We start from the raw sequence: 12,898 nt of genomic DNA on the forward strand, positions 1-12,898 counted from the left end.
GAGTCGGCAGCGGCCCGCTGCCGAATGCCGATCCGGCGCGCGCCCGGCGCCGAGTGTACCGGTTTCGCAGGCGCGCGGGCCCGGATTCCCCGAATGATCCCTGTTCGGCCGGCCCGCGTCCATGCGGGATTGCACAGAGCGGCCGGCCGTTGGCGGCTGGCGAACGGTCAGAACCGATGCCGGATGCCGACCGTCCCGACCACCTGCGTGTTGTTCGACGAAGGCGCGAGCCCCGTGACGTTCGCGAACCCGAGCGTCGCGCCCGCCGGCACGCCGAACTGGTGCTGGTAGACGGTTTCCGCGTACACGTCGGTGCGCTTGCTCAGCGCGTAGTCGGCCATCAGCGTCACCTGGTGCCATTTCGGCCGATGGCTGCCGGTTGCGTCGTCGTAGCGGCCGTTGGTGAACGTATAGGCGCCCGCGAACGAAACGGCCGGCGTCAGCGCATAGCGCGCGTTGACCTCGAAGTTGTCGAAGCGCAGCGCGTTCAGCGCGCCGGGCAGCGACGACGCGGCCGTTTCGTCGAACATCGAATGCGTCCACAGCGCGCCGACCGTCAGCCGGTCGAATGCGTAGCTGCCGCCCGCGCCCATCACGCGCTGGCGCACGGCCGGGAAGTTCGGCCCGTCGTTGGTCGACAGCGCGCCGCCGGCCGTCAGCCCGCCGCGGTTGAGCTGCAGGTACGCGGCGCCGAGGCTGACCGGCCCGTTCGCATACGACACGCCCGCGCTGTATGCGCGGTTGTTCGCGAAGCCGCCGGCCGCGTTGCTGAACCCGTACAGGCCGCCGAACTGCCAGCCGGCGAGCGTCGGGCTCGTGTATTTCACCGCGTTGTCGATGTAGAACGAATCGTCGAGGTTGTCGTTGTCGAAGGGATGCGACGCGAGGTTGTTGCCGTCGCCGTTGTTCGCCATCGCGAGCGGGCCGAGATAATCGACCACGGCATCGTACTGGCGGCCGAGCGTCAGCGTGCCGTACGGGTCGCTCTGCAGGCCGACGTACGCGCGGCGGCCGAATATCGTGTTCTTGTAGGACTGCGTGCCGTTGTTCAGGTTGAAGCCGTTTTCGAGGCGAAACAGCGCATGCAGGCCGCCGCCGAGATCCTCGTTGCCGCTCAGGCCGAAGACCGTATTCGACAGCAGGCCGCTGCCTTGCTGCCACGCGCTTTTACCCGACTGGTTGTTCGTATAGACGATACCCGCATCGAGCATCCCGTAGAGCGTGACGCTGCTTTGCGCCTGCGCGGCGGCGCTGAGGAACGCGACGGAGAGGGTACCGGCGACTGCTTTTTTCATTGAGTGTGCTTCCTGGAAAGGCCCGTAGCGACGGGAACGACGATCCGGCGCGCATGCCGGCGGCGAACGAGCGCGGCTCGTGACGAAGACGAACCGCACGCGTTCGCGTCGGCAACGCGCGTTCGAATCGATGAAAGGGGGAGCGGGCGCGTGACGCGTGTCACGCGCGGCCGCATCGGAGGCCGGCTAGTGCTGCAGCAGGCGGATCGTGCCGAATTCGGCGGCCGGCAGCAGGCGGAGAATCGACAGGATCGCGGGTGACGCCTGCGACCGCGCGACTTCGAGCTCGATGCACGCGCGCCCGGTGCGGTTGTCGATCGCGGCAGTATAGAAATTGAGCGCGGTGCCGACCGCCTGGTGCAGCAGGCGCCGCACGACGACGAGGTTGTCCGATTCGACGCGGATCGACAGCAGCACGAGCGCGTCGGCAGGGCACCGGCGCCGTGAACGAACGGGCGGCAGGTCGCGTGAGGCTGCGGTTTCGGTTCTGGTCGGTTTCATGCTGGCATCCCCGGGTCGCATCGTGTTCCGCACCGCGGAGATCTCGTCTTGGACATGTCGCCCATTCTAGGAATCGCGGTGAAGATACGGTGTATAGACTCGTATTGGCCCTGAAAAGAACGCATAAAAACGCCATCGCCGCCGGCTTTCGTCTTTACAGCTTTTTTACTCCGCGTAAAGAAATTGAACACCGCTTTGATACGCGGATTTCTACACTGTCGCATCCCATTCGCCAACTGAGCATGGGGGCGTCACGCGGGCTTGTGCCGACACGGCAAGGCCCGATGCGCCGACGATCGCGCGGCGTTGCCGCGCATAGGAAAAAGGGGAAAGCCATGTTGTGGATCACCGGCGCGTTGTCGCTCGCGCTCTTCATCTATCTGTTTCATGCGTTGATCCAACCCGAGCGGTATTGATCGGCGCGATTCAACAGGAATTCGAAAATATCGGTGAATGTCATGAGCGATCTGCTTTTCATCTTGTTCACGCTCGCGTTCTTTGCCTTGACGGCCGGTTTCATCACCGGCCTTGACCGGATCTGAGCGAGCGTCGACATGTTCAACAATCTCATTCAATTCGCGATCGTTCTCGCGATCATGCTGGCGCTGGTGCCCATCGTCGGGAAGTGGCTCGCGCATGCCTTTACGAGCCCGCGCCACGCGTGGGTCGAACGCCGGACCTATGCGCTGCTCGGCGTGAATCCCGACGAAGCGATGTCGTGGCAGCGCTACGGCATGGTGCTGCTGCTCAGCAATGCCGGGATGATGCTGCTCGGCTACCTGCTGCTGCGCATCCAGGACATGCTGCCGTTCGACGCGCTGCAGCGCGCGTCGCAAAGCCCCGACCTCGCGTTCAACACCGCCGCGTCGTTCATCACGAACACGAACTGGCAGGCGTATGCAGGCGAGAGCAGCCTGTCGAACTTCTCGCAGATGGCCGTCATCACGTTCCTGATGGTGGTCAGCGCGGCCACCGGCGTCGCGGCCGCGGGCGGCTTCATCCGCGGGCTGAGCCGCAAGAGCGCGGCCGACCTTGGCAACTACTGGGTCGATTTCACGCGCGTGACCTATCGCGTGCTGCTGCCGCTCAGCTTCGTGATGGCGCTTGTGTACGTGTGGCAGGGCATGCCGCAGACGCTCGCGTCCGACGCGTGGGCGACCACGCTCGAAGGCGCGCGCCAGCAGATCGTGATGGGGCCCGTGGCCAGCCTCGAATCGATCAAGCATATCGGCACGAACGGCGGCGGCTTCTTCAGCATGAACGCCGCGCATCCGTTCGAGAACCCGACGCCGCTCACCAACACGCTGCACATGCTGTCGATGCTGCTGATTCCGTCCGCACTGACCTATGCGCTCGGCACGATGATCGGCCGGCGCCGTCAGGGCTGGGTGATCCTCGCTGCGTTCGTGGTGATGTTCGTCGGCTTCCTGGCCGTGATCTATTCGGCCGAGCAGCACGGCAATCCGCTCGTGACCGGGCTCGGCGTCGATCCGCAGCTGAGCGCCACGCAGCCGGGCGGCAACATGGAAGGCAAGGAGATGCGCTTCGGCATCGCGCAGACGAGCCTGTTCGCCACCGTCACGACGGCCGCGACCACCGGGTCGGTCGACGCGATGCATGACTCGCTGACGCCGCTCGGCGGGCTCGTGCCGATCGCGCAGATGATGCTGAACAACGTGTTCGGCGGCGACGGCGTCGGGCTGATCAACCTGTTCACGTTCGCGATCCTCACGGTGTTCCTGGTCGGGATGATGATCGGGCGCACGCCGGAGTTCCTCGGCAAGAAGATCGAGGCGCGCGAGATGAAGCTCGTGATGCTCGCGGTGCTCGCGCATCCGTTCAGCATCCTCGGCTTCACCGCGGTGGCGGCGATGCTGCATTCGACGATGGACAGCCTCGCGAACCTCGGCCCGCACGGCTTCAGCGAAGTGCTGTACGCATACACGTCGGGCACGGCCAACAACGGCTCCGCGTTCGCGGGCCTGAATGCGAACACGCCGTTCTTCAACACGACGATCGGCTTCGCGATGCTGATCGGCCGCTACCTGACGCTGCTGCCGATGCTCGCGGTCGCGGGCAGCCTCGCCGCGAAGAAGCGCGTGCCGGAAAGCGCCGGCACGCTGTCGACGTCGACGGGCCTGTTCGCCGGCCTGCTGGTCTTCGTGATCCTGGTCGTCGGTGGCCTCACGTTCCTGCCGGCGCTCGCGCTCGGCCCGATCGTCGAGCACCTGATGATGTCGGGCGGCCAACTGTTCTGAGGAAAACATCATGATGCAAGGCAATCGCCAGGCAGCGGCCGCCGCCGCGCCGGCACCCGGTTCTTCGTTCGGCGCGGCGACGCGCGGCCTCGTGCGGCCCGTGATCGCGTCGTCGGTGCTGTTCATGCTCGTCACGGGCATCGCGTATCCGCTGCTCACCACCGGCGTCGCGAACGTGCTGTTCCCGTCGCAGGCGCGCGGCAGTCTCGTGCAGCAGCACGGCACGACGGTCGGCTCGGCGGTGATCGGGCAGCAGTTCACGCGTGCCGGCTACTTCCACGGGCGGCCGAGCGCGACGGTCGGCACCGATCCGGCCGATCCGTCGAAGACGGTCGACCAGCCGTACAACGCGGCCGGTAGCGGCGCCAGCAACCAGGGCGCCACCAGCAAGAAGCTGCTCGCGGATATCGCGCAGCGGGTGCGTACCTACCGGCAGGAGAACGCGCTCGCCGTCGGCACGCCGGTGCCGGCGGATGCGGTGACCGCATCGGCGTCCGGGCTCGATCCCGAGATCTCGGTCGCGAACGCGCGGCTGCAGGCGGCGCGGGTCGCGCAGGCGCGCGGCGTCGATGCCGCACAGGTCACGGCGCTGGTCGACCGGATCGCGTTGCCGCGCCAGCTCGGCGTGCTCGGCGAACCGCGCGTGCGCGTGCTCGACCTGAACCTCGCGCTGGACCGCGCATTCGGCCACGCGGCCGGCGCGAAGCAATAGCAGGAACCACGGAGTCACTCATGTCCCATATCGAAACCCCGATCAATCCAGCGGCGATGCCGGTCGGCGGCGTGCCGCCGATGCGCTGGACGGCCGTGCTGCGCGAGGCGTTCCGCAAGCTCGCGCCGCGCGTGCAGTTGAAGAACCCCGTGATGTTCGTCGTGTATCTCGGCAGCATCGTCACGACCGTGCTGTGGTTGCAGGCGCTGGCCGGCACGGGCGACGCGCCGGCCGGCTTCATCTTCGCGGTCGCGTGCTGGCTGTGGTTCACCGTGCTGTTCGCGAATGCGGCCGAGGCGCTGGCCGAAGGGCGCGGCAAGGCGCAGGCCGATGCGCTGCGCGCGGCGCGCAAGCGCGTGTATGCGAAGGTGCTCGACGAGCCGAAGCAATTCGGCAGCACCAGCCATCGCGTGCCGAGCGACGAGCTCGCGGCCGGCTGCATCGTGCTCGTCGAAGCCGGCGACACGATTCCCGCCGACGGCGAAGTGATCGACGGCGTCGCGTCGGTCGACGAATCGGCGATCACCGGCGAATCCGCGCCGGTGATCCGCGAGTCGGGCGGCGATTTTTCGTCGGTGACGGGCGGCACGCGCGTGCTGTCCGACTGGATCATCGTGAAGATCACCGCGCAACCGGGCGAAGCGTTCCTCGACCGAATGATCGCGATGGTCGAAGGCGCGAAGCGCGGCAAGACGCCGAACGAAGTCGCGCTGACGATCCTGCTCGTCGCGCTGACGATCATCTTCCTGCTCGTGTGCGTGACGTTGCTGCCGTTCTCGCAGTTCAGCGTGCTGCTGAACGCGTCGGGCACGGCGGTGAGCCTGACCGTGCTGATCGCGTTGCTCGTGTGCCTGATCCCGACGACGATCGGTGCGCTGCTGTCGGCGATCGGCATCGCGGGGATGAGCCGGATGATGCGGGCGAACGTGCTCGCGACGTCGGGCCGCGCGATCGAGGCGGCCGGCGACGTCGACGTGCTGCTGCTCGACAAGACCGGCACGATCACGCTCGGCAACCGCGAGGCCGTGCAGTTCCGGCCGGCGCCGGGCGTGGACGAGCGTGCGCTGGCCGAGGCCGCGCAACTGTCGTCGCTCGCCGACGAGACGCCCGAGGGGCGCTCGATCGTCGCGCTCGCGAAGCAGCGCTTCTCGCTGGACGTGGCCGCGACCGCCGGCAGCATCACCGTGCCGTTCAGCGCACGCACGCGCATGAGCGGCCTCGACATCGGCGAGCGTCAGGTGCGCAAGGGCGCGGCGTCGGCGATCCGCGCACACGTCGATGCGCTCGGCGGTGTGTTTCCTCAAGCGGTCGAGACGGCGGTCAACGACATCGCGCGACGCGGCGGCACGCCGCTCGTCGTGGCCGACGGTGCCCGCGTGCTCGGTGCGATCGAGCTGAAGGACATCGTCAAGCACGGGATCGCCGCGCGTTTCGCCGAGCTGCGCAAGGTCGGCGTGAAGACGGTGATGATCACCGGCGACAACCGGCTCACCGCGGCCGCGATCGCGGCGGAAGCCGGCGTCGACGACTACCTCGCCGAGGCGACGCCCGAGGACAAGCTGCGGCTGATCCGCGAGCACCAGGCGAAGGGCCATCTCGTCGCGATGACGGGCGACGGCACCAACGACGCGCCCGCGCTCGCGCAGGCCGACGTGGCCGTCGCGATGCACAGCGGCACGCAGGCGGCGAAGGAGGCGGCCAACATGGTCGACCTCGACAGCAACCCGACGAAGCTGATGCAGGTGGTCGAGGTCGGCAAGCAGATGATCATGACGCGCGGCGCGCTGACCACGTTCAGCGTCGCCAACGATCTCGCGAAGTATTTCGCGATCATTCCGGCCGCGTTCGTCGCGACGTATCCGGCGCTCGGCGCGCTGAACGTGATGGGGCTGCACAGCCCGACGTCGGCGATCCTGTCGGCCGTGATCTTCAATGCGCTGATCATCGTTGCGTTGATCCCGCTCGCGCTGAAAGGCGTGAAGTATCGCGCGGAGCCGGCCGAGAAGCTGCTGGGGCGCAACCTGCTGATCTATGGCGTGGGCGGCATCATCGCGCCGTTCATCGGCATCAAGCTGATCGACATGCTGTTGACGCCGTTTATCTGACCGAACGCGCCGTCGCGGCCCCGCTCACGCCTTCGCGGCGTGCGCGGGGCCGTTCGGCGTTTCAATTGCCGGAAGCGATCATGGATGTGAATGTGAACGTGAGCGAAGCGAATCGACGGGCAACGGGGCCGCGGGACACCGCCGCCCGCGGCGGCGGGGACGGCGTGCGCCGCGACCGCTGGCGCGGCGTGCTGCGCGCATGCGCGATGCTGGCAGACCGCATCGCGGGCGCCGGGCCCGACACGCAGCCGACGCTGGCCGTGCGCGAAGCGCGACCGCGCATGCATGCGTGGATGTCGCAGTACGCGGTGCCGCTGCTGCTCGCCACGCTCGTGTGCGCGCTGGCAACACTCGCGGCCAGCGCGCTGCTGCGCGTGTTCGACCTGTCGAACGTCGTGATGCTGTTCCTGATGACCGTCGTGCTGATCGCGCTGCGGCTCGGCCGGCTCGCCGGCGCGTGGGCCGCGTTCGTGTGCGTCGGCTGCTTCGACTTCTTCTTCGTCGAGCCGAGGCTGTCGTTCGCGGTGTCCGATACGCAGTACGTGTTCACGTTCGCGCTGATGCTGGCCGTCGCGCTCGCGATCGGCCAGCTCGCGGCGCGCCTGCGTGCGGAGGCGCGGGCCGCGCGCGCGAACGAGAAGCGCTCGGCGGCGCTGGCCCGGGTCGCGCATGATCTGTCGGCGGCGATCGAGACCGAGCAGATCGCATCGATCTGCACCGGCACGATCGCGCCGCTGCTGGGCGTGCGCGTCGCACTCGTGCTGCCGGATGCAAATGACCATCTGATGCCGGCGCAGCACGCCCGGTTCGTCGAAGCACCGATTGCCCGCTGGGTCTACGAGAATGCACGTGGCGCGGGGGGCGGGCTGCCGCCGTTCGAGCGCGCGGCCGCGCAGTACCTGCCGCTGAAGGCGCCGATGCGCGTGCGCGGCGTGCTCGTGCTGTTCGGCGACGCACAGCCGGTCCCCCCCGACCCCGACGATCGCCGCCTGATCGACGCATTGTGCTCGTCGATCGCGATGGCGCTCGAACGCGTGCACTACGTCGGCGTCGCGCAGCACACGCTGGTCCGCATCGAAGGCGAGCGGCTGCGCAACGCGCTGCTCGCCGCGGTGTCGCACGACCTGAAGACGCCGCTGACCGCGATCCGCGGGCTCGCCGAGACGCTGGAACGGCCCGAGCGGCTCGCCGACGGGCAGCCGGCGGCGCTCGCGCACGGCATCCGCAACCAGGCCGAGGCGTTGCACGGGCTCGTCGTGAACCTGCTCGATCTCGCGCGCATGCAGAGCGAGGGCGTGCGGCTGAATCGCGAATGGCACATGCTCGACGAGATCGTCGGCAGCGCGCTCGCGCATTCGGCCGGCGTGCTGGCCGGCCGCGACGTGAGCACCGACTTGCCGGCCGACCTGCCGCTGATCGACGTCGACGCGCTGCTGATCGAGCGCGTGCTGATGAACCTGCTCGACAACGCGTCGAAATATGCGGGCACGGACGCGGCCGTGGCGGTGCGGGCGCGCGTGTTCGGCGAAACGCTGTACGTGTTCGTCGAGGACGACGGCCCCGGCTTCATCGCGCGCAACACCGAGCCGCTGTTCGAGCCGTTCGAGCGCGAACGCAAGGAATCGTCGATCAGCGGCGTGGGGCTCGGGCTCGCGCTGTGCCGCAGCATCGTCAATGCGCACGGCGGCTCGATCCGCGCGGTGCCGCTCGATCCGCACGGCGCGCGGTTCGAGGTTCGCCTGCCACTGGGTGCGCCGCCCGATATCGAACACGAGAGCCGGACATGATCAGATCGCGCGTACTTATCGTCGAGGACGAATCGGACATCCGCCGTTTCGTGCGGATGGCGCTGGAACAGGAGGGGCTCGACACCTGCGAGGCATCGACGGCCCGCGAGGCGCGGATGTATGCGTCGAGCAGCAAGCCCGATCTCGTGATCGTCGATCTCGGGCTGCCGGACGACGACGGCAAGACCTTCATCCGCGAGTTGCGCAAGTGGTCGACGGTGCCGGTGATCGTGCTGTCGGCGCGGCAGCAGGAAGTGGAGAAGGTCGCGGCGCTCGACGCGGGCGCGGACGACTACCTGCCGAAGCCGTTCGGCGTGCCCGAACTGCTCGCGCGGGCACGCGCGCAGTTGCGGCGCGCGGCGTTCGTATCGGCCGACGGGCAATCGTCGTCGATCGTGCGGTTCGGCGACGTGACCGTCGATCTCGGCAAGCACGAAGTCGCGCGCGGCGGCACGCCGGTCCACCTGACGCGTCTCGAATTCCGGCTGCTCGCCGCGCTGATTCGCGCGCGGGGCGGCGTGATCGCCGCGCGGCAATTGCTGGCGGAGGTGTGGGGCATCCATGATGCGGACCGCGCGCATTACGTGCGCGTGTACATGACGAACCTGCGGCAGAAGCTCGAACCGGTGCCGGCGCGCCCGCGGCACCTGCTGACGGAGTTGCAGTTCGGCTACCGGCTGGTCGGTCTGGAAACGGTCGGCGTGGCGGACGGGCCGCGTGGTGCGGCATCGGCAGGTCTAGACAACTGAAATCCCGCTCCCGGCCGTGCGCCGGCGCGCGGAGAAAGCGGTTGTTTAGCTCGATGTAATTCGCAATTAATTGAAATATAAGGAAATTTGCGACCCACGATCCTATTGGTCCGACAATTAGAGATAAACACGGATTGCTGGCGCACCCTCCGAAAAGGCAAAGTTGTATGTACAACTTGGAGCGTCGCCGGAACGGGCGGCCTCCGGGTTGGAAGGGTTCACGGCGGCGCTGCCCGACGGAACCCGGCCCCGTTCGCCTCTGACAGGAACGCCATGAAGAAACTCGCGCTCAGTATTGCCCTTGCCTGCATCGCGGTCGGTGCCCACGCCAAGGATTGGTCGACGATCCGGTTCGGTGTCGACGCCAGCTATCCGCCGTTCGAATCGAAGGACGCAAGCGGCAAGGTCGTCGGCTTCGACGTCGATCTCGGCAACGAGATCTGCGCCCGCCTGAAGGCGAAATGCGTGTGGATCGAGAACGACTTCGACGGGATGATTCCCGCGCTGAAGGCGAAGAAGTTCGATGGCGTGCTGTCGTCGATGTCGATGACGCCGGCGCGTGCCGAGCAGATCGCGTTCTCCGACAAGCTGTTCAACACGCCGACGCGCCTCGTCACGAAGAAGGGCGCGAACCTGCAGCCGACGGCCGAATCGCTGAAGGGCAAGTCGGTGGGTGTCGAGCAGGGCACCATCCAGGAAACCTACGCGAAGGCCTACTGGGCGCCGAAGGGCGTGCAGGTCGTGCCGTACCAGAACCAGGACGGCGTGTACCAGGACCTGATGTCGGGCCGCCTCGACGCGGCGCTGCAGGACGCGGTGCAGGCCGACATCGGCTTCCTGAAGACGCCGCGCGGCGCGAACTTCGCATTCGCCGGCAAGGACATCGACGATCCGAAGACGCTCGGCAACGGCGCCGGCATCGGGCTGCGCAAGGACGACGCCGACCTGAAGGCGAAGATCGACCACGCGATCGCCGACATCATCAAGGACGGCACGTACAAGAAGCTCGAGAAGAAGTACTTCGCGTTCGACGTCTACGGCGGCTGATCTTCCATGCGGCGCGCATCGGTTGCGGTGCGTGCCGCGTCTGTCGTGGGTGCAGCCCGCTTCGCGTGATGCGTCCGACTTGATGAGCAGGCTGCATCAGGTAGTGCGTAGATATCGTTTGATGCCCGGGTAATGGCTATTGACAATCCAGCCACATCGTTCTGGATCCCTCATATGATCTTCCAAGGATTTGGCCCGCTGTTGTGGGCCGGCACGGTGGAAACCGTGAAGCTCGCGGTGCTGTCGCTCGCTGCGTCGCTCGTGCTGGGCCTCATCGGCGCGAGCGCCAAACTGTCGACGAACCGCATGCTCAAGTCGATCGGCACCTTCTACACGACGCTGATCCGCGCGGTGCCGGACCTCGTGCTGATGCTGCTGCTGTTCTACGGGATCCAGATCCTGCTGAACAACGTCACCGACATGCTCGGCTGGGACCAGATCGACATCGACCCGTTCGTGGCCGGCGTCATCACGCTCGGCTTCATCTATGGCGCGTACTTCACCGAGACGTTCCGCGGCGCGTTCCTCGCGGTACCGCGCGGCCAGCTCGAGGCGGGCTTCGCGTACGGGATGAGCGGCTGGCGCGTGTTCCACCGCATCCTGTTCCCGCAGATGATGCGCTTCGCGCTGCCCGGCATCGGCAACAACTGGCAGGTGCTCGTGAAGGCCACCGCACTCGTGTCGATCATCGGCCTCGCCGACGTCGTCAAGGCGTCGCAGGACGCCGGCAAGAGCACGCTCGATTTCTTCTTCTTCACGCTGGCTGCAGGCGCGATCTACCTCGCGATCACGACGGTCTCCAACGTCGTGCTGCATCACCTCGAGAAGCGTTATTCCGTCGGCGTCCGGAGGCTCGCACTGTGATCGAACTCGTCAGCCAGTACTGGCAAAGCTATCTCTACACCGACGGCTACCGCTTCAGCGGCCTCGCGATCACGCTGTGGCTGCTGGTCGTGTCGATCGCGCTGGGCTTCGCGCTCGCCGTGCCGCTCGCGATCGCGCGCGCATCGTCGAACCGCTGGATCGCCGGCCCGGTGTGGCTCTATACGTACGTGTTCCGCGGCACGCCGCTCTACGTGCAGCTGCTGATGTGCTACACGGGCATCTACAGCCTGCAGGTCGTGCACAACCACGTGCTGCTCGACACGTTCTTCCGCAACGCGATGAACTGCACGCTGCTCGCGTTCGTGCTGAACGAGTGCGCGTATGCCACCGAGATCTTCGCGGGCGCGATCAAGGCGACGTCGGCCGGCGAGATCGAGGCCGGCATGGCCTACGGGATGTCGCGCTTCAAGCTCTATACGCGGATCATCCTGCCTTCCGCGCTGCGCCGCTCGCTGCCGAGCTACAGCAACGAAGTGATCCTGATGCTGCACGCGACGACGCTCGCGTTCACCGCGACCGTGCCCGACATCCTGAAGGTCACGCGCGACGTCAATTCGGCTACCTACATGTCGTTCCAGGCCTACGGCATCGCGGCCGTGCTGTACGCCGCCGTCGTGTTCACGCTCATCTGGGCGTTCCGCAAGCTCGAGACGCGCTGGCTCGCGTACCTCTCGCCGCGCGGCCATTAACGCATTCGCAAGATTCGCAAGGAAGGACCCAGCATGTACAAGCTTACCGTTGACAACCTGCACAAGAAGTTCGGCGACAACGAGGTGTTGAAGGGCGTGTCGATGAAGGCGAAGGCCGGCGACGTGATCAGCATCATCGGCTCGAGCGGCTCCGGCAAGAGCACGTTCCTGCGCTGCATCAACTTCCTCGAGCAGCCGTGCTCCGGGCAGATCACGATCGGCAGCGAGCCGATCCAGACCACGCGCGACCGCAACGGCTCGCTGCGCGTGGCCGACCAGAAGCAGCTGCAGCGGATGCGCACGAAGCTGTCGATGGTGTTCCAGCACTTCAACCTGTGGGCCCACATGACGGTGCTCGAGAACATCATCGAAGCGCCGATGGCCGTGCTCGGCGTCAGCAAGGACGAAGCGATCGCGCGGGCGCGCAAGTACCTGGAGAAGGTCGGCCTCGCGCCGCGCGTCGAGGGCGTGTATCCGTCGCACCTGTCGGGCGGCCAGCAGCAGCGCGTGGCGATTGCACGCGCGCTCGCGATGGAGCCGGAAGTGATGCTGTTCGACGAGCCGACGTCGGCGCTCGACCCGGAGCTCGTCGGCGAAGTGCTGAAGGTGATGCAGAAGCTCGCCGAGGAAGGCCGCACGATGGTCGTCGTCACGCACGAGATGGGTTTCGCACGCAACGTGTCGAATCACGTGATCTTCCTGCATCAGGGGAAGATCGAGGAGGAAGGGAATCCGCAGGAGATTCTCGTGAATCCGAAGAGCGAACGGCTCGGGCAGTTTCTGTCGGGGCGGTTGAAGTAAGCGGGCGGGCGGCGTCGCGCATCATCCGCGACGCCGCATACTGGAACGCTAAATGCTTGTCACGCGGGA

The 12,898-nt window shown here is 66.8% G+C and carries 12 protein-coding genes; 10 read left to right on the plus strand and 2 right to left on the minus strand.

The window, feature by feature from the left end:
* Nucleotides 1-167: 167 nt before the first annotated feature.
* Nucleotides 168-1,295: a porin gene (locus tag CFB40_RS20960; protein ID WP_089432275.1), complete on the minus strand. Its 1,128-nt coding sequence runs from the start codon at nt 1,293-1,295 to the stop codon at nt 168-170.
* Nucleotides 1,296-1,481: 186 nt separating this feature from the next.
* The gene (locus CFB40_RS20965) at nt 1,482-1,796 is read right to left on the minus strand and encodes a hypothetical protein (RefSeq protein ID WP_089432276.1); all 315 of its coding nucleotides are present in this window, start codon (nt 1,794-1,796) and stop codon (nt 1,482-1,484) included.
* An 89-nt stretch (nt 1,797-1,885) separates the two neighbouring features.
* Between CFB40_RS20965 and kdpF the strand changes: the two genes are divergently transcribed.
* The 10 genes from kdpF (at nt 1,886) to CFB40_RS21015 (ending at nt 12,829) form a co-directional block, all read left to right on the plus strand.
* On the plus strand, nt 1,886-2,212 hold the full coding sequence (kdpF, locus tag CFB40_RS38905; RefSeq protein ID WP_218829602.1) for a K(+)-transporting ATPase subunit F: 327 nt from the start codon (nt 1,886-1,888) through the stop codon (nt 2,210-2,212).
* Between the two features lie 138 nt (nt 2,213-2,350).
* A complete protein-coding gene (kdpA, locus tag CFB40_RS20975; protein ID WP_089432278.1) occupies nt 2,351-4,054 on the plus strand; it encodes a potassium-transporting ATPase subunit KdpA in 1,704 nt (567 codons plus the stop codon).
* A 10-nt stretch (nt 4,055-4,064) separates the two neighbouring features.
* Nucleotides 4,065-4,766 (plus strand): potassium-transporting ATPase subunit KdpC, encoded by a 702-nt coding sequence (kdpC, locus tag CFB40_RS20980; protein ID WP_179255105.1) that lies wholly within the window; start codon nt 4,065-4,067, stop codon nt 4,764-4,766.
* Between the two features lie 56 nt (nt 4,767-4,822).
* Nucleotides 4,823-6,871, plus strand: a complete 2,049-nt coding sequence (kdpB, locus tag CFB40_RS20985) for a potassium-transporting ATPase subunit KdpB (RefSeq protein WP_089428136.1) — start codon at nt 4,823-4,825, stop codon at nt 6,869-6,871.
* Between the two features lie 80 nt (nt 6,872-6,951).
* Nucleotides 6,952-8,658, plus strand: coding sequence for a DUF4118 domain-containing protein (locus CFB40_RS20990; RefSeq protein ID WP_089432279.1), 1,707 nt, complete (start codon nt 6,952-6,954; stop codon nt 8,656-8,658).
* Nucleotides 8,655-9,407, plus strand: coding sequence for a response regulator (locus tag CFB40_RS20995; RefSeq protein ID WP_089432280.1), 753 nt, complete (start codon nt 8,655-8,657; stop codon nt 9,405-9,407). Before CFB40_RS20990 ends, CFB40_RS20995 begins: the two co-directional genes overlap by 4 nt.
* A gap of 273 nt (nt 9,408-9,680) precedes the next feature.
* On the plus strand, nt 9,681-10,454 hold the full coding sequence (locus CFB40_RS21000; protein ID WP_089428133.1) for an ABC transporter substrate-binding protein: 774 nt from the start codon (nt 9,681-9,683) through the stop codon (nt 10,452-10,454).
* A gap of 174 nt (nt 10,455-10,628) precedes the next feature.
* A complete protein-coding gene (locus CFB40_RS21005) occupies nt 10,629-11,318 on the plus strand; it encodes an ABC transporter permease (protein ID WP_089428132.1) in 690 nt (229 codons plus the stop codon).
* Nucleotides 11,315-12,028: an ABC transporter permease gene (locus CFB40_RS21010; protein ID WP_089432281.1), complete on the plus strand. Its 714-nt coding sequence runs from the start codon at nt 11,315-11,317 to the stop codon at nt 12,026-12,028. The genes CFB40_RS21005 and CFB40_RS21010 overlap by 4 nt, the downstream gene beginning before the upstream one ends.
* A 33-nt stretch (nt 12,029-12,061) precedes the next feature.
* Nucleotides 12,062-12,829 (plus strand): ABC transporter ATP-binding protein, encoded by a 768-nt coding sequence (locus CFB40_RS21015; protein ID WP_089432282.1) that lies wholly within the window; start codon nt 12,062-12,064, stop codon nt 12,827-12,829.
* Nucleotides 12,830-12,898 lie beyond the last annotated feature (69 nt).

Origin of the sequence: Burkholderia sp. AU31652 (assembly GCF_002223155.1) — a bacterium.
Classification (GTDB): Bacteria; Pseudomonadota; Gammaproteobacteria; order Burkholderiales; family Burkholderiaceae; genus Burkholderia.

Excerpts from the sequence above, each read along its gene's own strand:
- kdpB (WP_089428136.1), top strand. The coding sequence starts at position 4,823 with ATGCCGGTCGGCGGCGTGCCGCCGATGCGCTGGACGGCCGTGCTGCGC.
- CFB40_RS21000 (WP_089428133.1), top strand. The coding sequence starts at position 9,681 with ATGAAGAAACTCGCGCTCAGTATTGCCCTTGCCTGCATCGCGGTCGGT.
- CFB40_RS21005 (WP_089428132.1), top strand. The coding sequence starts at position 10,629 with ATGATCTTCCAAGGATTTGGCCCGCTGTTGTGGGCCGGCACGGTGGAA.
- kdpA (WP_089432278.1), top strand. The coding sequence starts at position 2,351 with ATGTTCAACAATCTCATTCAATTCGCGATCGTTCTCGCGATCATGCTG.
- CFB40_RS20965 (WP_089432276.1), bottom strand. The coding sequence starts at position 1,796 with ATGAAACCGACCAGAACCGAAACCGCAGCCTCACGCGACCTGCCGCCC.
- CFB40_RS20990 (WP_089432279.1), top strand. The coding sequence starts at position 6,952 with ATGGATGTGAATGTGAACGTGAGCGAAGCGAATCGACGGGCAACGGGG.
- CFB40_RS20960 (WP_089432275.1), bottom strand. The coding sequence starts at position 1,295 with ATGAAAAAAGCAGTCGCCGGTACCCTCTCCGTCGCGTTCCTCAGCGCC.
- CFB40_RS21015 (WP_089432282.1), top strand. The coding sequence starts at position 12,062 with ATGTACAAGCTTACCGTTGACAACCTGCACAAGAAGTTCGGCGACAAC.
- kdpC (WP_179255105.1), top strand. The coding sequence starts at position 4,065 with ATGATGCAAGGCAATCGCCAGGCAGCGGCCGCCGCCGCGCCGGCACCC.
- CFB40_RS20995 (WP_089432280.1), top strand. The coding sequence starts at position 8,655 with ATGATCAGATCGCGCGTACTTATCGTCGAGGACGAATCGGACATCCGC.